At 49.7% G+C, this 22,447-nt stretch carries 22 protein-coding genes; 8 read left to right on the plus strand and 14 right to left on the minus strand.

Annotation, left to right across the window (positions count from 1 at the left end; genetic code table 11):
* Positions 1–3 precede the first annotated feature (3 nt).
* Positions 4–1,026, plus strand: a complete 1,023-nt coding sequence (locus ACZ5ZV_RS11010) for a gamma-glutamyl-gamma-aminobutyrate hydrolase family protein (RefSeq protein WP_464117066.1) — start codon at positions 4–6, stop codon at positions 1,024–1,026.
* Positions 1,027–1,109: 83 nt separating this feature from the next.
* Positions 1,110–2,513, plus strand: a complete 1,404-nt coding sequence (locus ACZ5ZV_RS11015) for an aldehyde dehydrogenase family protein (RefSeq protein ID WP_464117067.1) — start codon at positions 1,110–1,112, stop codon at positions 2,511–2,513.
* Here ACZ5ZV_RS11015 and ACZ5ZV_RS11020 read toward each other — a convergent pair.
* The 4 genes from ACZ5ZV_RS11020 to ACZ5ZV_RS11035 form a co-directional block, all read right to left on the minus strand.
* Complete coding sequence (locus tag ACZ5ZV_RS11020) at positions 2,510–4,726, minus strand: monovalent cation:proton antiporter family protein (RefSeq protein WP_464117068.1); 2,217 nt, start codon at positions 4,724–4,726, stop codon at positions 2,510–2,512. The genes ACZ5ZV_RS11015 and ACZ5ZV_RS11020 overlap by 4 nt on opposite strands.
* Positions 4,727–4,941: 215 nt before the next feature.
* Positions 4,942–6,558, minus strand: a complete 1,617-nt coding sequence (locus ACZ5ZV_RS11025) for a S8 family serine peptidase (RefSeq protein ID WP_464117069.1) — start codon at positions 6,556–6,558, stop codon at positions 4,942–4,944.
* Positions 6,559–6,891: 333 nt separating this feature from the next.
* Entirely contained in the window at positions 6,892–7,620 is a 729-nt protein-coding gene (locus tag ACZ5ZV_RS11030; RefSeq protein ID WP_464117070.1) for a dolichyl-phosphate beta-glucosyltransferase, read from the minus strand.
* Positions 7,620–9,710 (minus strand): site-specific recombinase, encoded by a 2,091-nt coding sequence (locus tag ACZ5ZV_RS11035; RefSeq protein ID WP_464117071.1) that lies wholly within the window; start codon positions 9,708–9,710, stop codon positions 7,620–7,622. Before ACZ5ZV_RS11035 ends, ACZ5ZV_RS11030 begins: the two co-directional genes overlap by 1 nt.
* Before the next feature lie 140 nt (positions 9,711–9,850).
* On the opposite strand from ACZ5ZV_RS11035, the gene ACZ5ZV_RS11040 reads away from it, so the two are divergent.
* Genes ACZ5ZV_RS11040 through ACZ5ZV_RS11050 form a run of 3 tightly spaced genes read left to right on the plus strand, consistent with a single transcriptional unit; the run spans position 9,851 to position 11,738 of the window.
* The gene (locus ACZ5ZV_RS11040) at positions 9,851–10,408 is read left to right on the plus strand and encodes a DUF6436 domain-containing protein (RefSeq protein ID WP_464117072.1); all 558 of its coding nucleotides are present in this window, start codon (positions 9,851–9,853) and stop codon (positions 10,406–10,408) included.
* Entirely contained in the window at positions 10,405–10,833 is a 429-nt protein-coding gene (locus ACZ5ZV_RS11045) for a FixH family protein (protein WP_464117073.1), read from the plus strand. The genes ACZ5ZV_RS11040 and ACZ5ZV_RS11045 overlap by 4 nt, the downstream gene beginning before the upstream one ends.
* Positions 10,830–11,738, plus strand: a complete 909-nt coding sequence (locus tag ACZ5ZV_RS11050) for a serine protease spb1 (RefSeq protein ID WP_464117074.1) — start codon at positions 10,830–10,832, stop codon at positions 11,736–11,738. The genes ACZ5ZV_RS11045 and ACZ5ZV_RS11050 overlap by 4 nt, the downstream gene beginning before the upstream one ends.
* A gap of 7 nt (positions 11,739–11,745) precedes the next feature.
* On the opposite strand, the gene ACZ5ZV_RS11055 is transcribed toward ACZ5ZV_RS11050, so the two are convergent.
* The gene (locus ACZ5ZV_RS11055; protein ID WP_464117075.1) at positions 11,746–12,075 is read right to left on the minus strand and encodes a KH domain-containing protein; all 330 of its coding nucleotides are present in this window, start codon (positions 12,073–12,075) and stop codon (positions 11,746–11,748) included.
* 177 nt (positions 12,076–12,252) lie between these two features.
* Between ACZ5ZV_RS11055 and ACZ5ZV_RS11060 the strand changes: the two genes are divergently transcribed.
* Complete coding sequence (locus ACZ5ZV_RS11060; protein ID WP_464117076.1) at positions 12,253–12,822, plus strand: HutD family protein; 570 nt, start codon at positions 12,253–12,255, stop codon at positions 12,820–12,822.
* A 32-nt stretch (positions 12,823–12,854) separates the two neighbouring features.
* Here ACZ5ZV_RS11060 and ACZ5ZV_RS11065 read toward each other — a convergent pair whose 3' ends face one another.
* From ACZ5ZV_RS11065 to ACZ5ZV_RS11100, 8 genes are all read right to left on the minus strand, one after another.
* The gene (locus tag ACZ5ZV_RS11065; RefSeq protein WP_464117077.1) at positions 12,855–13,178 is read right to left on the minus strand and encodes a cation:proton antiporter; all 324 of its coding nucleotides are present in this window, start codon (positions 13,176–13,178) and stop codon (positions 12,855–12,857) included.
* Positions 13,178–13,432, minus strand: coding sequence for an MrpF/PhaF family protein (locus ACZ5ZV_RS11070; RefSeq protein ID WP_464117078.1), 255 nt, complete (start codon positions 13,430–13,432; stop codon positions 13,178–13,180). The genes ACZ5ZV_RS11065 and ACZ5ZV_RS11070 overlap by 1 nt, the downstream gene beginning before the upstream one ends.
* Positions 13,429–13,773: a Na+/H+ antiporter subunit E gene (locus ACZ5ZV_RS11075; RefSeq protein ID WP_464117079.1), complete on the minus strand. Its 345-nt coding sequence runs from the start codon at positions 13,771–13,773 to the stop codon at positions 13,429–13,431. The genes ACZ5ZV_RS11070 and ACZ5ZV_RS11075 overlap by 4 nt, the downstream gene beginning before the upstream one ends.
* Positions 13,770–15,146 (minus strand): complex I subunit 5 family protein, encoded by a 1,377-nt coding sequence (locus ACZ5ZV_RS11080; protein WP_464117080.1) that lies wholly within the window; start codon positions 15,144–15,146, stop codon positions 13,770–13,772. The genes ACZ5ZV_RS11075 and ACZ5ZV_RS11080 overlap by 4 nt, the downstream gene beginning before the upstream one ends.
* Positions 15,147–15,254: 108 nt before the next feature.
* Positions 15,255–15,551, minus strand: a complete 297-nt coding sequence (locus ACZ5ZV_RS11085; RefSeq protein WP_464117081.1) for a sodium:proton antiporter — start codon at positions 15,549–15,551, stop codon at positions 15,255–15,257.
* A complete protein-coding gene (gene mbhE, locus ACZ5ZV_RS11090) occupies positions 15,548–17,956 on the minus strand; it encodes a hydrogen gas-evolving membrane-bound hydrogenase subunit E (protein WP_464117082.1) in 2,409 nt (802 codons plus the stop codon). Before mbhE ends, ACZ5ZV_RS11085 begins: the two co-directional genes overlap by 4 nt.
* Positions 17,957–18,285: 329 nt before the next feature.
* Positions 18,286–18,597, minus strand: a complete 312-nt coding sequence (locus tag ACZ5ZV_RS11095) for a hypothetical protein (protein WP_464117083.1) — start codon at positions 18,595–18,597, stop codon at positions 18,286–18,288.
* Positions 18,598–18,599: 2 nt separating this feature from the next.
* Positions 18,600–20,171 carry a L,D-transpeptidase family protein gene (locus tag ACZ5ZV_RS11100; protein WP_464117084.1) on the minus strand — a complete coding sequence of 524 codons (1,572 nt, stop codon included), beginning with the start codon at positions 20,169–20,171 and terminating at the stop codon, positions 18,600–18,602.
* Between the two features lie 264 nt (positions 20,172–20,435).
* On the opposite strand from ACZ5ZV_RS11100, the gene ACZ5ZV_RS11105 reads away from it, so the two are divergent.
* On the plus strand, positions 20,436–21,290 hold the full coding sequence (locus ACZ5ZV_RS11105; protein ID WP_464117085.1) for a S1 family peptidase: 855 nt from the start codon (positions 20,436–20,438) through the stop codon (positions 21,288–21,290).
* On the opposite strand, the gene ACZ5ZV_RS11110 is transcribed toward ACZ5ZV_RS11105, so the two are convergent.
* On the minus strand, positions 21,274–21,882 hold the full coding sequence (locus ACZ5ZV_RS11110) for a hypothetical protein (RefSeq protein ID WP_464117086.1): 609 nt from the start codon (positions 21,880–21,882) through the stop codon (positions 21,274–21,276). The genes ACZ5ZV_RS11105 and ACZ5ZV_RS11110 overlap by 17 nt on opposite strands.
* Positions 21,883–22,047: 165 nt before the next feature.
* Here ACZ5ZV_RS11110 and ACZ5ZV_RS11115 point away from each other — a divergent pair, with 165 nt between their 5' ends.
* Positions 22,048–22,326, plus strand: a complete 279-nt coding sequence (locus tag ACZ5ZV_RS11115; protein ID WP_464117087.1) for a hypothetical protein — start codon at positions 22,048–22,050, stop codon at positions 22,324–22,326.
* Positions 22,327–22,447 lie beyond the last annotated feature (121 nt).

The raw sequence follows: 22,447 nt of genomic DNA on the forward strand, positions 1-22,447 counted from the left end.
CACATGACAAAATCCTTATTTCTGTCACTGATTGCAACCCTCATCGTCCACACCGCCAGCGCCACCACGGAACTGGTTCGCCTGTATGAATGGTCTCCAGGAAACACCCTGGCGCCGCTGATTCTTCCTGTTAAAACCGGAGAAACCCCAGAGCAGGCGGCACAAAGATATTTACAGAACCTGAATCGCAATCCTGAGTTGATGGAGCTTTTTGAAGGCCGTCTTCCTGAAGTCAGACTCTCGGGATTCAAACCCCTGGATGAATCCCGCCGCGAATCCCGCGCCCTTCTGGTTGCCAATCTGCCAAAAGATTACACTCGCAATTCGCAGCGAATTGAGAACTTCCAGAAAATTTTCGCCAAAGGAAAACACAGCTCTTACATCCTTCCGATCAACGCCAACCTGGGGCTTTCACAAAGCGAAACCCGCGACCTGTTTGCACAGATTTCAGAAAAATTCCCTTTTATGGTGGCCATGGGCGGCGATGACGTGGAGCCTGCTTTGTACAAGAAACAAAACACTCACTCGCGCAACACCATCCCTGCGCGTGATATGTTTGAAATCGAGCTGATCAAGTCTTATGTTACCCGCGAAAAAGGCTTCCTGCTGGGGGTTTGCCGTGGGTCGCAGATCTCTTCTGTCGCGTTGGGATACAAATTGATTCAGGACGTCCCTTTCCATGTTGGCACAAAGGTCAGCCATGGAAATGACTGGCACGAAGTCGAACTCAAACCCACCAAACACAACATCCTGGCTTCTTTGCTGGGACCAGGACAGAACAAAATGACCGTCAATTCCCTGCATCACCAGTCCGTAGTGTTTAAAGAAGGCGGCCCTCTGCAACTGGCGGCCCAGGGACACGACGGAGTGACAGAAGCCACGGAGTTCAAGAACGGACGTGGCCTGCTTTTGCAGTTCCATCCCGAGCTCATGAACAATGAACTGGGCTCTAAGATCCTTTGGCGCGTGCTCAAGCAGAAGAATGTGGTTATGCCCGGCCGCTGTGGAAAGGTGTTCTCACTTTAGTCCTTTTGAGCCGGCCTTTATATGTACCGGGCCATTGCCAACTTAAACGTTGCCTCCTTTAGCCAGTGTTCTAACATGGAGGCATGTTGGAAAAGATTTTTCTTCATCAAAAGCAGTATGCCCTGAAGCTTCGCAGTGAGTCCTTGAAGACCCGCATTCAAAGCCTGGAGGCCCTGGAGAAGGCCATCGAAAGTCACCAAGCAGAGATCATTGAAGCACTAAAAAAGGACTTCAACAAACCTGAAGCTGAAACCCTGCTTTCTGAAATCTATCCGGTCCTGAAGGAACTTCATTTCACCCGCAAAAATCTTAAATCCTGGTCCGGCCCTCGCCGGGTGCAAACCCCATGGACCTTGTTTGGCAGCCAAAGCTTCATCCAGCCTGAGGCGCGAGGCGTCTGCCTTTTGATCGGCCCTTGGAACTATCCATTTCAATTGGTGTTTCTTCCTTTGATCTCGGCCATTGCCGCCGGGAATTGCGCCATCCTTAAACCTTCTGAACTGACTCGTCACACAAGCTCGGTCATCAAAAAAATTGCCGAAGCGGCTTTTGCCACTGAACATGTCTTTGTGGCGGAAGGTGGCGCTGAAACGACTCAGGAACTTTTGAAGTTTCCCTTTGATCACATCTTTTTTACCGGCAGCACCCGCGTGGGAAAAATCATCATGGAGGCTGCCGCAAAACATCTGAGCAGTGTGACCTTGGAGCTGGGGGGCAAGTCCCCGACGATTGTTGATGCAACGGCAGATCTCGCGGTGGCCGCCGAAAAAGTTGCCTGGGCCAAGTTTATCAATGCCGGCCAAACCTGCGTGGCCCCCGACTATCTTTTTGTGCATGAAGCGGTGGCATCATCCTTTAAAAAACATCTTATAGCCGCGATTCAAAAGTTTTACGGATCTTCAGCAGAGCAGATTCAGCACAGCCCGGATCTGGCACGCATGGCCTCGGTGAACCATACTCAGCGTTTAAAAAACCTGATTGACGATGCCGTTGCCAAGAAAGCTGAAATCATCTTTGGCGGGCATTGTGAGCCGGAAAAACACTATTGCAGCCCCACGCTGCTGGATAAAGCAGATCCGCACTCTTTAGTCATGCAAGAGGAAATCTTCGGTCCAATTCTGCCGATGATGACCTTTAAAGAGATCTCAGAGGTCATACATTTTATCAATGAACGCCCCAAACCCTTGGCCCTGTATTTCTATTCACACAGTCAAATGAACTCGGAAAGAATTCTAAAAGAAACCAGCTCTGGTGGACTGGTCTTTAATGACTCTTTGATTCATTTTGTGAATCCCCATCTTCCCTTTGGTGGCGTCAATCACAGTGGAATTGGAAGTTACCACGGCTGGCATGGGTTTCAGACCTTTTCCCATGAAAAGGCCGTCCTGAAGCAGTCCTTCTTGGGCAAGATGCTTCGGATTATGTATCCACCCTACAGCAGCTTTAAAATGAACGCCCTGAAGACTCTGCTGCGCTGGCGGATTTAGGTCAGCTGCAGAATCTTATCGCGATCGCCCACAATCCAAAGAACATCCCCACGGCACAAGGTGACACTGGAGTCCGGATTTAGAATCCGCCCACCTTCACGTTCTATACCGACAACAAGTCCGTGGGTTGCCTCACGCAAACCGCAATCCCGGATGGTTTTATTTATAAACGGAGACGTGTCCGTCAGCAGATACTGCTCAAGGCTGTATTCAGCTTCCGCCTGACCGGAAGGTGCCGGCAGTTCGTCTTCGATAAAGGTCTTAAACTGGATCAACTGCGCATCAGTGCCGATCACAAACACATGATCATAAGGCATCAGACATTCTTTTCGCCCTGGGGCCGTGACCCGACGGCGTCCCCGTTCAATTAAAGCAATCGTAACCCCGTATTTTTCTCGAATAGACAACTGATGCAAAGGCACACCGACATACGGGGCTTCCGGTGGAATTTCAAATTCCGTGATATGCGCATCCCATGGCGCCAAGGCCCGGTTGTTTTTGCGGGCATGAGTTTTCTGAACCTCATCATTGAGGTTTGTCAGAAAACGACGTTCAAACCAATGATAGATGTCCTGAAGCTTCTGTGACAGAACATACCCCACAACCACGACCATCCACAGGGTGATAGCCACCGCCCACATCAGTGGTACAAACTGCGCCACCATGGCCCCCAACAAACCGACGGCAAGCATGATTCGCGACACCAGGAAGACATAGTTGTGACTGCCCTTTCCCTGACCAACCAACAAGGCTTCAAACTGTCTTGTACGACCGAATGCCAAAGCCCAAAGAAATGGAGCACTTAAAATCAAGGTTGCACTTAAAGATATAAACTTCGCCGGACCTTCTGCGATCTGGCGTTCTAATAGAAACGGCAAAAACACCCGAGCCATGGTCAGGAAGACCGCAATAACCACCACGGCATTTAGAAGCACTTTCAGGACGTAAGCGCGCACCTGTTCGCGCCACTCCTTGTTCCCCGCCATGGAAAAAGAAATCACACTGTAACTGTCCAAGGAATGTATCACTTTTGCAGGCAACACCTTTTCCAGCCAACCATAGACCCTGTCAGCAGAACGGGTCATATAAGGCGTTGTAAAGGCGGTCAGCACAGAAACGGCCACGGCGATCGGGTAAATCTTTTCGCTGATAACTTTAAGGCTCAGCCCCAAAGTAGCAATAATAAAGGAAAATTCACCGATTTGCGCCAGACTCATTCCCGATTGCACCGAGGACTTCAGTGTCTGCCCGGAAAGCACCGACCCTAAGGTGACACTTAAAGTTTTACCAACAACCACGACCGCAGAAAGCAGCAGAACTTCCTTCCAATAAATGGAGATAATCTGCGGATCAATCAGCATACCGACAGAAATGAAGAAGACTGCGGAAAATAAATTCTTAATCGGCGCAATCAAATGATGAATTCGTTCACCTTCGATCGTTTCAGCCAAAATTGACCCTGTGATAAAGGCTCCCAATGCCGAAGAAAACCCAACATTACTGGCAAAAACCACCATCATGAGACAAAGCCCAACGGCCACCACCAAAACGGTTTCTTCTGACAAAAGCTTTTGGGCTCTTTTCAGGAAACTTGGAAGCAGGAAAATACCCGCCACAAACCAGATAGACAGGAAGAAGGCCAGCTTTAAAACCGCCCCCAGCATCTCGGTTCCCGAAAAATCCCGAGTCAAAGCCACCGTGGTGAGCAGGACCATCAAAAGAACAGCCACCAGATCTTCGATCACCAGCACACCGAATACCATGCCGACAAACTTCAGATTCTTAAAGCCCAGCTCTTCAACAGTGCGGATAATAATGGACGTCGATGAGATCGACAGAATCCCGCCCAGGAACAAGCTATCCATCGCGGACCACCCCAAAATCTGCCCGGTGGTATACCCAAAGAGGATCATCAAAGAGACTTCAAACACAGCCGTAAAACTGGCAGAGCCCCCTACACGCATCAGCTTTTTGAAGCTGAACTCCAAACCAAGGGCAAAAAGAAGGAAGATCACACCGATCTCTGCCCACAGATTGATACTGCCAACACCTATCACCGTCGGAAAAATAGATGTCTTTGGTCCCACCAAAAAGCCGGCAACCAGATATCCAAGAACGATAGGTTGATTGAGTCTTTTAAACAGTAAAGTGACCAAGCCGGCTGTCCCAAGAATCAGGGCCAGGTCGTGAATCATCGCGGGTAAATGCTGCATATATACTAACTATGCGCCTACTTTTTCCCAAAAGGTACCTGCTTACTTTTGCAGAAGCGCTGCGCCAATGCGCGGCCTCTGAAAAGCTGGGGCGAGCCATCCTTCGTGGGAGAGCGCCCTGGGAGCCCTTGAGGCTCGGTGGGGCCCCTCAAAAGCAAAACGGCCTCCTGTTTCCAGGAAGCCGTTTTTTTAATGTCATTTTTTCTAGATGTGAATTACTTCGCGTCGATCGCAGCTTGAACAGCCGCTTCTGCGTTCACGATACCTGCGCCAAGCTCATTAGCAGAGTTTGGAGAAAGTGGCGTTGCAGTGCGCTTCAAGATTTCTTTTACTTGAGCGCCAGTCAAAGATTTGTTCGCAGCTTTCATCAAAGCAACCACACCAGATACGTGAGGAGTCGCCATGGATGTACCGTCAAAGGCAGCATAGTCAGTAGCTACAGTTTGCAAAGTAGCAGTTACTTGCTTACCAGTACCGATAACACGCAACAACTCTTGACCAACAGTTTGCTCAATCATGAACACGCCGATTGGAAGAACAGAACCATCGTCAGTCAAAGCACCTTGGATCAAACCTGGAGCGTTGTTGTAGATGATCGCGCCAGCAGCACCTGCTTTGATCGCGTTTTTAACTTTGTCAGAGAAGTTGATTTCACCGCGAGAGATCAAAGCGAATTTGCCTTTAACATCCACTTTCGCGAAATCTTCAACTTTACCCAGGCCAGCAGGAACCAAAACGTTCGTCTCTGGAGTCAAAATTTCTTTCGCGCCTTGGAATGTAGAAGAAGCTACTTTTACCTTTTTCTGACCGTTGGAAACTTCAACAGAAGACTCACGACCTGTGCCCATTGGTACGGAAGAAACAACCGCAACACCCGGAGCAACTACAGCCAATTCAGGACCGTATTGAGAGAAGTCTGCTTTTTTCAAGTTCACATCTACTGCACCAACTGCGATCACAGTTGGAAGAGCCGCTGGATAAGAAACACGGTTTGTCCCGTTGTTACCAGAAGCCGCCACAACAGTGATACCTGCACGGTCAGCTGCTGCAACTGCATTTCTTTCAGCAGGAGTGGACCAAGCGCCACCCAAAGACATGGAGATCACGTCCACTTTTTCCTGGATACCCCAGTTGATACCTTGAGCGATAGCGATGTTGGAGCAACCTTGCTCAGAGCACACGCGACCTGCCAGGATCTTAGCTTTTGGAGCCACACCAGTGAAACCAGTTTTATCCAAAGCGCCCGCGATAGTACCCGCTACGTGAGTACCGTGACCAACAAGGTCAGTGAAGTCAGAACCATCACTTGCGTCAGTGAAGTCTCTACCTGCTTCGAAGTTAACTTTCAGAGATGGGTGAGCAGCATCGATACCTGTGTCCAAAACTAGAACACGAGCACCGGAACCGCGCTTAGCTTTTGACCAAGCTTCAGTCGCTTTAACTGCATGGATACCCCATGGAGTTTTTTGACCCAATTTTTGGGATTGTTGTCTTTGCGCCAGGTAACCTTTTACTGGAGCTGGAGCTTCGTGGAAGATTTCCTTCTCAACGTATGCCACTGCAGGATTAGCTTTTAGTTTTTCAACTTGAGCTTCGCTGGAAGTGTTAACAATAAGTGTATTCAAGTTAGCAAGACTGTCTTCCAGTTGACCTACAGCTTGAGACTGAACACCCAAGTCGATCCCTTTAGCTGCATAAGACCCCTTCATCTTATAAGCCATGTGGGCTTTGTTGAAAGACGCCTGGTCTTTCATGATCACGAGTACGCGCTCTGCCTGAGCTGATGTCGCGAACAGCACTGATACAATAAGTGCAAACACGTTGAGTTTCATTAAAATCCCCCCATATCCATGGACTTCAACTATTGAAGTCCTCTATGGGTAGGCACTTCATTTCAGCTTGAAAGATTTATCAAGTACTCTTTTGGAACCACTTGCACTTTTTTTTGAACACAAAAAAGTGAAAAAATCTGTCATGGCACCTGTAGTTCCAAAGTGGAACCCCAGTTCAATTTTAGGACCACAGCAGCCTTTACTATTAATAAAGCTTATAGTTACCATCATTTATTTGAAGCTGAGCTGCCTAATATTAAATCAGAGTAAATGACCCGCTGCGGCGTTGCTTTTTTGTTCCTGAGCAGTTCTTGGGCACAAAATCAAAACGACTTATTTGATATTTCGCAAACGACGACGCATTTTTCGAATGGCAAAAAGCATTTCCAGACTGTCGCGCACGATATGAACACGGGAAGATTCCTTATGCTGCCAACGAATCGGAACTTCCTGCACTTTCAGACGAAACTTTTCCATGACCAGAATCAGCTCAACATCCCAGGCAAAGCGCTCCACACTCAACTGTGGCAGAACCTTCTGACGAAAAAATTCGTTCGTATGAATAAGTTTGAATCCGCATTGGGTGTCTTTATAGGGAAGTCCCACAAACAGGCGCAAAATCTTGTTGAAGGTCTTCCCCATGGTCTGACGAATCCAATGCTGCCGCACCTCGATCTGACTTTGTGGCAAGGCACGCGAACCCATTATCAAATCCGCTTGAGGTATGAAGGACTGCAGTTTGCGCAGCTCCTCCCACGGTGTTGCCATGTCGGCATCAGCAACCAGCACCCATTCAGAACCTGCCTCAATCAGGCCCTTTTTAACCGCGGCCCCCTTGCCCCGATTCTGTGAAAACTCCAGAAGCTTCAACAAACTCCAGTCACGTGCAAACTCCTCGACCACGCGGGAAGTAGAATCAACCGAGCCGTCATCCACCACCAGCACTTCAGAAATAATCACCGGCAGTTCCTTGTTCAGGCACAGCCTTTTCAGCGCCTGCAGAGTTTCCGGCAGGCGCTGGGCTTCATTGAAGGCTGGAATCACAACCGAAATTTCAGTCATCAGTGACCATGACTTCCACTAGAGGACTTAGGCACGTTAGCCCCCACGGGCAGGAAGAAGCTTAATGGACTGGACAAGAAACGTTTCACCACCGCTTGGCGGATGGCTTTTCTTTGCGGAGGCTGGACACCGCGGGCTTTGATTGCGACCCACAAAGCCATGCCGAAGCTGATCAAAACGTTGAAGGCCCCGATAAAGAAGATGCCGATGACCGCTCTCCAGAAATCCCAGGTCTTCATAAAATCAAGCCCCAGAACCGGAAGGGCTCCTCCCAGAGTGCCGGACGAAAGGGTCACGTGCCTGATGTCCAACGGCAAACCGATGAACTTTAAAATTTCCGGTGTCATCCCCAGCATGATCCCCAGCGAGATATTCCCCGCCAGGCCCGAGATGTTCTTTTCAAAGAAGACGGCAATACCGCGGGCCCCGCGTTTGCCGAAAACCGCTTTCAGCGTCGGACTGCGCGCCAGGGTCTTACGCAGGGAATTTAAGGCAAACCAGTTATCGCTCCATCCCGACACCAGGCTGGACATCCACAAAAGAATGCCGGTGAATCCCGCATACAAAACAGCCGGCCCTAAAATATCCACGGACTTAAACGCATACTGCGCTTTTTCGAGCGACATCAAGTGCCCGCCAAAAAGAAGATTGAAAACCGCATCAATCAGAATCACACATGGCACGACAAACATCACGTTTCCGGCAATGGCCGCCACCTGCGAGCGAATCAAATGCGTGATGTCTGTGACCAGCTCATTCATGCCTTTTTCACTGTCCACATCCTGCATCTTTGCCGCCAGCGCCGGAGCCGTCATGGCAGGCTGCTTGGTTCCCAGGGTGAAGCCAGCCAGATGAATCGCCACAAAACTTAAGGCATAGTTCAATGAGGCAAGGAAGCCCTCCATAAAACCAGACAGCCCCAGCGCCAGAATGCCAATCTTGGCATAAACTGTCAGCGCCGTTATAGCCCCGCCGCCACCGGCCGCCTGAAGCATGTGACGATATTCATCTTTGGTTCGGGTGATATAGTGTTCTCCGGTCTCTGCCGCCCGCTCAACCACTTTGCGTGCCAGCAAGGAGATATTTTGTGACAGCAACGAGGAAATACTGCGCAAATCCTGATTTTCCTCGACCAGTTTGGAAAGAAAGCTTGTCACTTTTTTCGTGTCCAAACGTTCATTCAGAAGAATTTCAAGCAGACTGTCGATACGCTGCAAATAGGTTCTCAGGCGTGCCATCTGGAAGACCAGATCCACACTGACTCCGTATTCATCCAGGTGCTTGTGGACCTGTGCCAGCTCACGGCGACACTCCCACACGATCATGCGAAAGCGGGACGCCTTTTCCAGGGTCAGATTGCGGTCTCCGGCATGATAGGCATTCACGAACTCCTCTAGGCCTCGCACCAGGGCAAAGAACGCCGAATCACGAAAGTTGGGTTTGTCCAGACGATTGCGAATGGCCGGAGACAAGCCAATCGCCCGAACCTGAATGACCAGATAAACCAACGCATCTTCCAGATCGATCTTGAAACGATTCCAGTCCTGTTCTTCAGGCCCCACTTCATAGTGGAACAAGTCGACAAGTTTTTCGAAGGTCACATTGTCGATCGAGGAAATCCACACCGGGTCGTCTTTTTCCGGGAACAGGGCCCAGAACAGATAGCCCAACTCGTGATCCAGAGGCGGCGTCGGCAGCATCTTCATCATCAGGCGGTCAGACAACTCACTCCACAGCCCCAATTCACGTGGCAGCCCGGTTTCCGTGTATAATTCCAGACCGCTGACCTCATGAACCACCGTTCGCAAAATGACGGCGACTTCTTTCTTCCAATTGGGATTGCGATCCAAAACCATCAAGAGATAGCGCAAACGCGCCACCGGCAGTCGCCCGGTTTCTTTTTCGATATGGGCGTCCACCGCCCCCTCGTAGCGCACCCACTGCAGCACACGAACCAACCACTGCAAGCGGTCTTCCAGCTGCTTCTGTTCCTGGGCTGATGCCAACAGAACATCCAGATCACTATGAACCTGACCGCTTTTTTTGTATTGAACAAAACGATTTCTGAACTCTCTAAGTTTTCTAAACATAGAAAAAGTTTATAGAAATCCATTTAGAATTGGCACGACGGATTCACATATATACGCAACGCACAACAAACAAATCCGCCCTTAATCCCGCAACTTTTTGTGGCATATATCCCCAAAGGGCTTTGTGTTAGAAACGGCGCATGAGCAAAATACTGGTTTCTGTCTTTCTGATTCTTACTTCCCTGGGCACCTCGGCCGCAGAGAAGTTTGACGTGCTAACGGGAAGGAATGTCCTGACCGGAGAATCCCAGGAGTTCGCTTTCGCCTCATCCCCGGCCACGGTCGTCGTCTTCATGTCCGCCAAATGCCCTTGTTCAGCCAGCCACGAAGGACTGCTGAAGGATCTAAGTCAGCAGTTTAAGACTTTCAAATTCGTGGCAATCCACTCCAATGCAGACGAAGATGCTGACATCACCAAGGCTCATTTCCAGGAAGCCCATCTGACGTTCCCCGTGCTTGCAGATTCCCGCAGTCATTGGGCGGACAAGCTGGGAGCCCTGAAGACCCCCCATGTTTATGTTTTTAATTCCTCAGGAGACATCGTTTATCAGGGGGGTGTCACCGACAGTCATGTTGGCCCCTCTGCAAAAAAACATTTCCTGAAGGACGTGCTTGAAGATCTTCAGGCTGGCAAAACGCCCCGGCACAAAGAAGGGCGAGCCCTAGGTTGTTATATTCAAAGAGCGGAGAAATTATGAAAAAACTGATTCCTTTCATCCTTCTATTCAGTCTGTCTGCGTGCGCGCAGCCTCACTATATTTCAGCTAACGACCTGCAAGAGCCTCAGGGCACTCAGGCCGAAGATACCTGCCTGCTGAAGTTTACCAAAGCCGGTGTTTGCGCGGAAATGCAGTGGCTGACGACTCCGAGCAGCTCGGACTACTCTGAATTCACCTTGAAATTTAATTCACCACAAATCACGGCGGCAAATCTGTCTGTGGTTTTGTGGATGCCATCTATGGGACACGGATCTGCCCCGGTCAAAATTGAAGACTTAGGCCAGGGTCAGTTCCGTGTTCACCGTGTTTACTTTGTCATGCCTGGTGAATGGGAAGTGCGCGTGAGCCTGAAAAACCAATCCACCACCGTGGATCAGGTCTTTGTTCCGCTGATGGTGCCATGATTAAAGCTGCTTCAGCTTTTCTTGTTATTTTTCTTTCCTGGGGCTCCTTCACCCAGGCGGCCAGCTGTTGCGGGGGAAGTTTTTCTTTTCCCGCGCTGATTTTGGGTGATGACAAGGCTCAGGTGACTTCCACCTATTCTTATTCAGAGATCACCGATGATGTTTTAAGCAGCGGCCAGTGGATGAAAAGAGACGACGGCAACCAGTCACAGACCCTGAAGATCGAAGGCGCCTTGCTTTTGGCAGACACCTGGCAGGCCGGACTTTCTGCTCCAGTCATTGCAAAAAAAGACCGCCTTCACAGTTCAGCCTCCGGCGTGGGGGATGTCTCTTTATATCTGGGGCATGAGACCTTCCCCGAGCTGCAGTATTCCCGCTGGAAACCCCGGGGCGTGACCTTCCTGCAGATAACCCTGCCCACGGCCCCTTCCATCTATGATGAAGAGGCCACGACTTCCAACAAAATTCGTGGCCGTGGTTTTCTTTCCTTAGGGGGCGGCGTCGCCTTGGTAAAAACCTGGCGCGTGTGGGATGCCAACTTCAGCTCAGAAATTCATAAATCCTTTGAGCGAACAGCGCAAGGCAGTGCCTACAATGGCAAGACCACTGTTACACCCGGCTGGGGCACGACACAGAGTGTGGGACTGGGCTGGAATAAAGAAAACCTGCGCTTAGGCAGCAGCGTTTCCTTCCTTTACGAAGAGGCCATCCGTATTCGCGGCTCCACCTCTTCTGATGGGCAAAATCAAAAACACTTCACCTGGGGAGTTTCTGGCAGTTATATGCTGTCGCAAGAGTCGGCTCTGACAGTGGTCTACAGCGATCAAAGTCTGCTGGGGAATCCCGTCAACTCGACGCTGTCAAACACCATCAGTGTCAGCTACCAACAACGCTGGCAGCGCTAAAGAGACACTATACATCCACACAGAAGTAAGGAATTTCAACCACCGCACGAATGCCCTTACGAGCCAAGGTGGCTGCCATCACAGAGCGAACTCCGGTGATGTTTTTGCCTTTGGCACCAATGATCTGTCCTAGGCATTTCTGGTCGCATTCCACCTTGTAAACGGTGGTTTTATCTCCGACCTCAAAGCTGACCTCAATGGTTTCTGGAAAATCGACCATGCCTTTGAGCAAAGTCTCAAGAAGTTGCCTTCCATTTTCCCGGTCCTGTTGTTGGTCCGGAGTGTTTCTAACTTCAGGTCTCTTCTTGATCACTTTGAGCTCTTTAACCGCTGACATACTTTAGCTTCTCCAGTAGGTCCTTGATACTAAACATTTCGGCACCGTAATGAACTAGCTTAAGTGCAAAACCAAACCTTTGGTTTATTTATTTTAAGTTTTATTTTGAGATTTCGTCGGCTTACCATCTGATAGTAGCTATTTTACTGAAGATTCACCTTTTCCCAAGGAGCGCTCATGTTGCAAGTGATAAAGTCTTCCGAGTTTGTATCCATGCCCTGGAAAAACGGTCAGGGAATGACGGATCAAATTGATCTGCTTCCGGGACGGGATCTGCCCTATTTGTGGCGACTGAGTTCAGCCCGTGTCGAAGCGGCAAGTTCCTTTTCACTTTTTCCTGGGTATGACCGTCTGCTGGCCGTCTTCCAGGGTGAAGGGTTGCTTCTGAATGACCGGCCGTTGCTGCGGCATATGCCGGTGGCCTTTGCCGGAGAAGAGGAAATTCAATGCAAATTGCTGGCGGGGCCGGTGCGCGATCTGGGGCTGATTTATCATCGTGAAAGTTTTATGGCCACGATGGTGCATGAACATATTCCGGCCGGCTCGGAACAAACCGTACAAACCGTCGGACAAACCACTTTCTTTTTTGTTTCGCACGGAACAATGACCACTGAAAATCTGACTGTCTCAACCGGCGACGCCTTGAAGGTCCAAGACAGCATTTCTCTGCAAATTAAGAATGACGGTCCGGATCCTTTGGATTTTCTGCAGATCTCCATCACTCCTCGCCAAAATACAGCTGAATAGCTTGGGACTATCGCGTTCCCGACGGACGGTTCTTAGGGGCCGTCTGTTTCGTAGTCGTTTCTTTGGGTCTTCAGAGGATATTTCCCGGCTGTTCGCAGACGCAAACGACTGAGCAGATGCGACGACACAGGGATACCCATAAACAACACCAGCGCCGCCAAACCCAGCAAGATCGTCAATGACACTTTTTGAAAGTGTATCGCAGCCGCCAGACAAAACACCATGCTTCCCAAGGTCGACGCTTTCGACACCGCCGCCATTCGGGTCAGGGTGTCTGGAAATTTCAGACTGCCCACCGAGGCCAGAAGAATCAAAAGACACCCCATTAAAAGCAGGGAGGTCACAATAAGGCTCATCAGGACTCCTTTCGCCTTTCAAGATAAAATGCCATGATGGCATTGGATACAAATGACAAAGGCGCCAACACCAGCACCAACGTCACCACATCGGGATTGTTTTCATAGATGGCATAAAGAGCCGCCGCCGCCACCAGGATATTATTCAATAGATCAAAGGTCATGATTCGGTCTGTCCAGTCAGGACCGCGCAGACAACGGATCATCGTACAAACAGAAGAAAAGGCCAAAAGACCCACGAAAACAATAATCATGACATGTCTCCCCTTTCACCGAAGATTATCCGCAACTTTTTTTCAAAGACCTCTTTTATGTAAGCAATCGACTGATCGGGATCGTCCGTGTGAAAAAAATGAACATACATCTGCTTTTTATCGCGTCGAATATCCACAATCATCGATCCAGGAACCAAAAAAATGAACAACGACAGAATCCACAATCCCCACTGATTTTTAATTTCGACCTGCATGCGCACAATGGCCGGCTTCATTTTACTGTTCGGCCTGAAAACCCACGAAGCCACCTGAATAACGGCAATCACAAAGTGCCCCATAAATTGCAGAAGCACTTCGAAACTTAAAATCAATTTCTTCAAGGCGCCCCCCTGTCAGCTAAAAGTTCCTGGGCCGCTTTTTCCACCACCTTCTTCACATGAGGGTATCCCAGGCCCATCGCCAGGATGCCGACATTTAAAATCACCAATGGCAGCAACACCCAGCGAACACGGACCGCATCCTTTTCAGGCAGGTCCCGTGCAGCTCTTTTCCAGACAACTCCAATCCAGATTTTAAGCATCGACATTAAAGTCAGCAGACTGACCCCCAAACACGCAAAGACGCCCAGCCAACGTTGGTCTGCCAAAGCCGCTTGCAGGGTTAACACCTTCGCCCAAAAGCCAGAAAAAGGCGGCACCCCGATCAGCGACAACGCTGACAGAGCAAACAGTCCGGCCAGCCAGGGGCGTGCTTCCCACAAGCCTCCCGATTCCGACACCATACTCGTGCCACCCACTTTTTCCATGTAAGCCAACGACAAAAACAAATTTGTTTTCACCATCATGTGATGCAATAGATAAAACACACAGGCCGCAACCCCCGCCTGTCCTCCCAAAGAAAGACCCAGCAGGATGTAACCCATTTGCGAAGTCCCGTGAAATGACAGTATACCTTTCATGTTGTCTCGGGAAAGTGCGCCCAACACACCCAAGACCATCGAAACCAAAGCCAGGCCATAGAAAAACGGCAAAAGCTTTGCACTGTCACCCAGGGTAAAAGCCGGACTTAACACACGCAAAACAGAATAAAGTCCCACCTTGGTCAAAAAACCCGAAAACACGGCCGCCACCGGAGTCAGCGTCACCGGATAAGAAGCCGGCAACCAAAAGAAAAAAGGAAAGACCGCCGCCTTCACCAAAAACGCAATTGCCAAAAACGACAACCCCATGATCATAGCCAGACTCTGTCCCTGCACCTGCTGCTGGCGAACAATGTCGGCCAGATCCAGACTGCCCATGGCGGCATAGACAAATGAGATCCCCAACAAAAAGGCCACTGAAGACAGGATACTGATCACGGCATACTTAAAACTGCCCGTCACCGAAGTCCGCTGTCGGCTTAAAGCCACCAGAAAGAAGGAGGCCGCCAGTAAAACTTCAAACCAAACATACAAGTTGAACAGATCCCCCGTGGCAAAGGTCCCATAGACACCCATCATCAGAAAATGAAAAAGTGAATAAACGCCCAGCACTTCCCAACGGCGCCCCAACAGGGATTGCATGGCCCACTGCCCACAAAAGGCCACCAACGCACTGCCTGCCATCATCAGGGCTCCCAGCAATCCAACGTCGAAGGAAATTCCAAAAGGAGCCGGCCAGTTTCCAATTTGCAGACGCTGGGGCCCCTGCTCCCACACGCGCCAAAGAATGACCCCTGTGGCTGTCAGATTGAAGGCCCCTCCCAACAACGACACGCCCAGCAGCGCCAAAGAACAACGACACGCCCAGCAGCGCCAAAGAACAACGACGAAGCATCAGTGTGATCAAGGCACATAAAAATGAGATCAACACCGGGGCTGCAATCATTCTGTTTCCTCCGGCAGAAAATCCGCGTCGCGCGATCGGGACACTTTCAAACCTCGACAGGCCAGCGCCAGCAACACGGCCGTCATCCCCAATCCAATCACGATCGCCGTCAGTATCAACGCCTGCGGCAAAGGGTCCGTGGCCTTCCCTTCACCTGCGGTGAGAATAAATAAATTCACTCCATGCCCCAACACACTGAGCCCCATCACCATCTGCAGCCAGTCGCGGGACAGCAGCAGCCAAAGTCCTCCAGCCATCAGTGAGGCGATACTTAACGACAAAAAATCAATCACACATCCCTCCTGAAGAACGAAAGAAACAAACTTGTTCCCAGCCCCAGAACCAACAGATAAACACCCACATCAAAGATCAACGGGGTCCCCAACCAGTCAAAGCGATCAGACCAATGTGATTTCATCAAAACCTCGCCCCGCAGAACCGGATAAACCGCAGCACTGAAAGCCAACAACAGGCCCAGGCCCATCCAGGTCATGGGTCTAAGTACCAGCCAACGTCGCATCCATTCCTCACCCATCACAAGGGCGGCGAAGGCAAACGAGACTGCCAACACCAGCCCCCCAATAAACCCTCCGCCAGGGGCATTGTGCCCGCGCAACAGCACAATCCATGATATCAAAGCAAAAAGCGGGGCAAACACCTTCATCGAGGTGGTCAGAATCACGGACTCTTGAAAGGTCACCGACAACTTTTGTCTGCGCAGGTACAAGAACTGAATACCAAGAGCAACAATCCCCAGCACCGTGATTTCTCCAAAAGTATCCAACGCGCGGAAATCCACCAGAATGACGTTGACGACATTGCGTCCTCGCCCCAGAGGCAGGGCGTTTTCATTAAAGAACTCGGCGACTCGAGATGGCATCTTGCCTTCACGCAAAAGAGCACACAAAAGAAGGGTTCCCAAAAAAGCGCAGGCTGTGATCACCGATCGAGCCAATTTGTAAAACCAGCTAAACCCCGAGGGGTTCGAGCGCAGAAACACAAGACTCAAGGTCAGCAACAGCACCGACAAGGCCTCAACCGCCATCTGAGTCATGGCCAGGTCAGTCGCCCCCGCACTAAGATAGAACAAACTGACACCAAACCCGAGCACTCCCAGGCCGATAATCTGCATCAGAGGCCGCACACTCAAAAGCATCGGCAAAAGCCCCATGAGCACAATCACAAAGGGAATCATCTGCAGATAGGAAAGCCCTTTGGGATGGAACGCAAAAATTTCTGTCGGAGGTGGCACCCACAGGGAAAGCCCCAGAAACCCAGGCACCAGAAACCAGAGCAGGTAATGACTTAATCTGCCGTTTTGCAGCCGATCTATCAGCTTTTTGGAAAGACTTCCGACAATCCCCACCCGTGGCGAAGGGTTTAAAATTTTCTTCAACCACACAGCCACTTTGGTCATGGTCCCGGAATAACGAAGAGCCAGAAATATTCCGGACATCAAAGACACCAGACTCAACACCAACGCCAGATTGATTCCGGTCCACATTTCAAGATTCAGATCGACGGGCTGTAACACGATGGAGGACACCACGGGGCTCAGAAAGTATTTATTTATATCATCCAAAAAGAAGCCTGAAATCCAGCCAGCCGAAGCCAATAACAATGGCGGAAACCACATGCTGGCAGGGGCTTCCTTCAAACGGCGGCTGTCTGTGGGCCTGCGAAACAAAAGTAAAATCAGACGATAACCCACCACGATGGACAGGATGCTGGCCCCGAGCAAAGCCACCACCAACAATGAACCCGCCCCTTCCAGCTGCAAAGCTGACTTAAACAAATACTCTTTCCCCAAAAAACCCATACTGAAGGGAAGCCCCATCATAGATCCCAAAGCCATCAACAATGCCAAAGAGGTCAGCGGCATGCGCCGGATCAGTCCGGAGGCATGCTCCATCCTGCGACCGCCCAATTGCTTATCGATATTCCCCACACACAGAAACAAGCTGGCTTTGTAAAATGAGTGCGCCAGCACATAAGAAAAAAAGGCCTTCCATGAATACGACACATGCAAGCCGACCAGAATGCACATTCCTCCCAAGGAGCTCACCGTGGTCCAGGCAAAAAGCTGCTTAAGATCATTTTTAGTCAGGGAAACAATCATCCCCCAGATTAGGGTCACCGCACCGACCAGACTCAGAATAAAGACCCAATCCATGTTCTGATCAAAGAGAGGGCTAAAACGCGCCAGCAAAAACACACCCAACTTCACCATCGTGGCTGAATGCAAAAATGCGCTGGCCGGTGTGGGGGCCACCATCGCCCCGGGAAGCCAGAAATGAAAGGGAAACTGCGCAGACTTAATCATCGCCGCCAGCAAGATCATCAACATCAACAGATTGTTGTCGCGCATAAGACTTCTTTTATCGTAAAGAATTTCAAGTAAGGACTGACTGCCTGATATCTGTGCCATGATCAGTAAAGCCAATAAAAGACACAAGCCTCCGGCGATGTTGATGATCAAAGCCTGCTTGGCTCCTTTACGAACATCAAAGTCCGTATATTTAAAACCTATCAAAAGAAAAGAGCAAATTCCTGTGGCCTCCCAGAAACCGTAAAACAAAAAAATATTGTCTGCCCAAAGAGCCCCCAGCATGGCTCCTGTAAAGGCAAAGAACAACGGAAAGAATCTCTTCTTTTCATAAGACTTAAAATAGGTTCCAGCATAAATACTGACGCACAATCCGATTCCTGCCACAATGCAGGCGAAGAAATCACTCAGGCCATCCCGAGGAAAGGGCCAGGATTGTTGAACAAAAGGTTTTAAACTTTCATTAAGGGCACCAAGATAAGGAAGGGCGAACAGTGTTCGCCACAGGACTGGGGGCAACTTCAACAGCAAACGTGAAGTCAGAGCTAATAAAAAAAACAGTATCACCCAATACATCAACATATGTCACCACTTGAAGGTTGAGGCGAAACAAGCTTCAAGTGTCGTTCGTTAATGAACTGAGATCAACCAAGTTCTGCGCTATAATACAACAAGCAGAAACAATCGTTTCTGCTTTGTGCTTACAAAATTACGTCAAGAATATGATTGCTGCCATTGACCTTTAGTTTTAACGGCACACGAGTTTCCTGACTTTCTGCAAGAATGTGCAGTTTCGCTTCAGGGAAGCTCATCAAATTCTTAATAATCAAAAGTTTCTGCACACCAGCCACTTTGACCATGGCTTCATTTTCGATGGCTTCAACGTGTTCTATGACACCCGTGATATAGAACTGTGAGGCCGCCGCAGCGCCCGTGCTTGTGGAGGCTCCCGCCGTGGCAGAAACCGAACCTGCGAATACAAAAAGACTTAAAGCCAAAAGATATTTTCCCATAGTTACCGTCCCAATCCTTTCACTTGTGATAAAATCAACTGATTATGTCCATAAACATCTTCAACAAAACGAATAACACCATCGGAGTTCATTTGTGAAGTTACAGGTACTAAATATACCGGCATTGGTTCTTTCAGATCCACACGCGTTTCTCGATCCACGGTCTGGCCTTCCTTAACCACGAAGTTTTCAATCTGCGGGCGGGACCATTGCGTGCCGGCAAGAAGGTATTCCGCCAGATCCAATGGTTTTTCCAATCGGACACAACCAGAGCTGCGCAAGCGCTGAGCCTCACCGAACAAGTCCCTTTGATTGGTGTCATGCAGATAGATCGCGTAAGGATTGGTCATCATGAATTTCACCACTCCCAGGGCATTGTTATAGCTCGGCTTCTGCCGGATATAGAAGTTCACGCTCGAGGACTTGATCGACTTCCAGTTGATCGTCGTCGGATCGATGGTTTTGGTGAAGTCCGAAGTGAAAACCTCAAAACGGTTGTCCGTGAAGTACTTACGAATTCCCTTGGCATCAAGCTTCTTCAGAATTTCGACTTTATCATTCAAAAAGACCGTTGGCGGGATCGTCCATGTCGGATTCATCACCAAATATGTGATACGATCACGCATTGTGGGTGTTTTTCTTTCCGCCGTCCCGTTAATGGCTTTGAAGCTCATGGAAACATTGTTCTTTTTGTCGATCATCATAAAATGTGAAAACGCCGTGTTCACGAAAATATGACGATCTTCCAACGTCTGCGGCAACCAGCGCAACTGTTCCATGTCCGCCTGAAGCTGACGAAGACGTTCCACAAGAGAAACGCCAAAGAATCTCCACGTGCGCCCGCCCGGAGAAATCACCCCATCCGGTTTCATTTTCAGATTCAGTTGAATATCATTGATTGCAATAAGCATATCCTGGTCAAAAACATCGTTCACGCTATCGATGCGATACCCCAGAAGACGCAGACGCTCTTTCAGTTTAATGATCACCGGATCTCGTTTCCCCAACGACAATGGCTTTTTAGCCGGAGTGATGGCTTCCCACTGCCCGGTTTGCAGCATGGGATAAAGTCTTTGCAGAGCATATCTTAAAGACTGATACACTGGCATCTGCGGCGCCAGCTTTTCAACAACGGTGCGGGCACTGCCCTGACTGCCAATCACAATCGAACGCAGTTGTTCCGCGCTGAGGAAATCTTTCTTTTTTAACTTAATATCAGGAGCCAAGCCCACAGGATTGACACTGCCACCGTGCACATCACGCAGGGCTTTGACATACATCCCAAGAATCTGGCGATAATCAAAATCAGATTCCAATGTTCCGCGAAGATAAGACTGTTCAAACTCGTCACCCCAATAAGCCGATGGGTTCAAGCCGTGCTCCCACAGACTTAACAGGGCTTCACGGATAGACGCCACACTGAGGCTGTCCACAGCCATCAGATAATTTGTCGAGCTCTGATCTTGAGTCGCCACCATACCGGCACGAGCTGGTATCTGTGCTTTCGCAGCAGATGACCCTGCCAAGATCAAGGCGGTGATCGCAAATAACAAACGAACAGGTTGCTTATCCATCACTTCTCCTCGTCGTCGAAGGCAAATACAAGATCCTTGCCATGATTCACCCTTAACAGAATTGGACTTGTGAGACCCGCCGGGAAATAACTTCACTTAAATCCGTCACCCAGTGACATTTCTGGGGACGTTCAGCGCCCGCCTGTGATCAGAACTTCGACAGGATCCGGGCGCCAGAAGGGCTATAGCGCTCACCCACCCCCTCCGTTCCCGGCACAAAGATCGCACACTTATGAATTGCGGCTGTTAATGCCTTAGGACGCTATGAAAAGACTCTTAGTGCTTCTCTCACTTCTGCTGATAAACTGCCAGGAAAGCCCACAAAGTTTGAAGGGTCCGGCATTGGCTGTTTCTGAATCCCAGGGGATTATCGGTGGTTCGGTCGTTGCCCCTACAAACGAGCTTTCGCAAAGGGTTGTCAGCATCCGAACCTACTACAACACGCGAATTGAAATAATTAATGGTCAACCGGTGGAAATGAATGACGTCTTTCAGTGCACTGGTATTGCCTTAAACCGTCAACTGGTCCTGACAGCAGCCCATTGCCTTATGAAGCCGGATAAATATCTGCGCACGGTTGAATACAAAGACAGCAATGGCAAACACCTGGCCTATGCTGAAGACACGTTTGTGACTCACAAGCTGTACAAAGACGGCAATCAGGACTTTGACTTTGGAATAATAAAATTGAAGAAACAACTACCTAACGACATCCTTATCACGCCCCTTCTAGACCGATCTGTGGTCTCCCTTAAGCACATCCTTGCTGCCGGGTATGGTCGCACCAATGGCATCTGGGCGGATACCTCCGGTGATGGAGGCAACACCCTTCGCACCACAGAACTTTCCATTGCAGAGTACTCGTTCAATGAAAACCGCTTCCGCGTGGATCAGACTCAAGGCAAAGGAATTTGCCAGGGTGATTCCGGTGGTCCGGCCTTTGCCCGAATTGACGGCAGACTTTTTGTGGTGGGAATTGCCTCAAAAACAACGCGCGCCTCGGCTGAGCCTGCAACCGAACACACGGTTCGGTGCAACGACCAAGGCATCTATATCAACGTCTACAAACAGTTCGGCGAGATCGTCGCTCTGGCTCACAGCCTTACTGAGGAACAATAAAGGTCGGCGTCTTATATCCCGTACTACCCAAAGCCGCGGCCCCCTTCAAGTTGCTGCCCCAGCACTTCAGGACACCACCGGCAGTAATGGCGCAGGCGTGATTGTAACCAGCAGAAACTTTCTTGTAATCCACGCCGGTATCCCATTGAGCCTGTACACCGTCAGATGTTCTATAGTAGGCCAATTTGTTGGCTTCCGTGATTCCGTAAATCGTTCCACCCGACCAACTGACGGCATAGGCATCCACGGATTTAAACTTTTCACTTAAAGTCACTGCTATTCCAGGTTTCCCCACCATAAAGCCATAGACAAGATCCCCGTCTGGAGTCAACGCGGCCGCACCACCCTTTTTGCAGCTGATGTCTTTATAGGTCGCCGTTGGACTGATCACATCCACTGCTGTGGCTTTGTTGTTTTCCGGATAAATAAGATCAATTTTTCCGCTGGTCGTCAAAGCACAGTTGCTGGAAAACTTCGTGTAGGTACTGGTCGAATCCAAAAGATTGTTATTCAGGTTATCTTTAAACAAACCAACGATCTTTCCGTCATCACGCAAAGCAAAGTCCCCCCCCCACTTGAGTAAAGCTGCCAACGGCTGACTTCAGCGGCACAGGCAAAGATCTTCCCCAAGCCTTGGAACCCCAACAATACACTTCCGAGGTGTCCGTCAGCGCACAAACGCTGTCGATATAGTCAGGCGGGAGCCTCGTCTTCAACCTATACTAAGAGCATTGCGGGTGCCGTGATTGGATATGACGTGAATAGATTCCGCTTCTGGGGTGGATATGGGTTCTCGGCAAAGAGCACTTTGAAAGACGACAGCGGGGAAACAGATTTCACCGGAACTGTCTTGAAAGTGGGGGCTGGATACAAAGCTCTGAACAGACTTTCGATTAATTTGGAATACGTCATTCCCAAGTTTAATGAGTTTGAAGCTGGCGGCATAAAGGGGGACATCTCTACGGTCTTCTCGAAGTTTGATTCTTCGGCGGTAAGTCTGTCTTTGAGTTTCCCGTTTGATCTTTCCGGCAAATAATATTCAATCACTGACGTCGCTGAGGCCGGGGCCTTGGCGACCCGTCAGAACAAGGGCCTTGAAACGAAAAAACCCGCATAATGATCTGTACCCCAAAAAGTGGACAGATAAATAAAAGGGT

It is taken from the genome of Bdellovibrio sp. HAGR004, from assembly GCF_055397015.1.

Bases quoted from the DNA above. Each gene is read 5' to 3' on its own strand.
- ACZ5ZV_RS11055 (WP_464117075.1), bottom strand. From the start codon at position 12,075: ATGTCAGCGGTTAAAGAGCTCAAAGTGATCAAGAAGAGACCTGAAGTT.
- ACZ5ZV_RS11100 (WP_464117084.1), bottom strand. From the start codon at position 20,171: ATGGATAAGCAACCTGTTCGTTTGTTATTTGCGATCACCGCCTTGATC.
- ACZ5ZV_RS11015 (WP_464117067.1), top strand. From the start codon at position 1,110: ATGTTGGAAAAGATTTTTCTTCATCAAAAGCAGTATGCCCTGAAGCTT.
- ACZ5ZV_RS11105 (WP_464117085.1), top strand. From the start codon at position 20,436: ATGAAAAGACTCTTAGTGCTTCTCTCACTTCTGCTGATAAACTGCCAG.
- ACZ5ZV_RS11035 (WP_464117071.1), bottom strand. From the start codon at position 9,710: ATGTTTAGAAAACTTAGAGAGTTCAGAAATCGTTTTGTTCAATACAAA.
- ACZ5ZV_RS11050 (WP_464117074.1), top strand. From the start codon at position 10,830: ATGATTAAAGCTGCTTCAGCTTTTCTTGTTATTTTTCTTTCCTGGGGC.
- ACZ5ZV_RS11070 (WP_464117078.1), bottom strand. From the start codon at position 13,432: ATGATTATTGTTTTCGTGGGTCTTTTGGCCTTTTCTTCTGTTTGTACG.
- ACZ5ZV_RS11060 (WP_464117076.1), top strand. From the start codon at position 12,253: ATGTTGCAAGTGATAAAGTCTTCCGAGTTTGTATCCATGCCCTGGAAA.
- ACZ5ZV_RS11045 (WP_464117073.1), top strand. From the start codon at position 10,405: ATGAAAAAACTGATTCCTTTCATCCTTCTATTCAGTCTGTCTGCGTGC.
- ACZ5ZV_RS11020 (WP_464117068.1), bottom strand. From the start codon at position 4,726: ATGCAGCATTTACCCGCGATGATTCACGACCTGGCCCTGATTCTTGGG.
- ACZ5ZV_RS11065 (WP_464117077.1), bottom strand. From the start codon at position 13,178: ATGAGCCTTATTGTGACCTCCCTGCTTTTAATGGGGTGTCTTTTGATT.
- ACZ5ZV_RS11040 (WP_464117072.1), top strand. From the start codon at position 9,851: ATGAGCAAAATACTGGTTTCTGTCTTTCTGATTCTTACTTCCCTGGGC.
- ACZ5ZV_RS11025 (WP_464117069.1), bottom strand. From the start codon at position 6,558: ATGAAACTCAACGTGTTTGCACTTATTGTATCAGTGCTGTTCGCGACA.
- ACZ5ZV_RS11095 (WP_464117083.1), bottom strand. From the start codon at position 18,597: ATGGGAAAATATCTTTTGGCTTTAAGTCTTTTTGTATTCGCAGGTTCG.
- ACZ5ZV_RS11010 (WP_464117066.1), top strand. From the start codon at position 4: ATGACAAAATCCTTATTTCTGTCACTGATTGCAACCCTCATCGTCCAC.
- ACZ5ZV_RS11030 (WP_464117070.1), bottom strand. From the start codon at position 7,620: ATGACTGAAATTTCGGTTGTGATTCCAGCCTTCAATGAAGCCCAGCGC.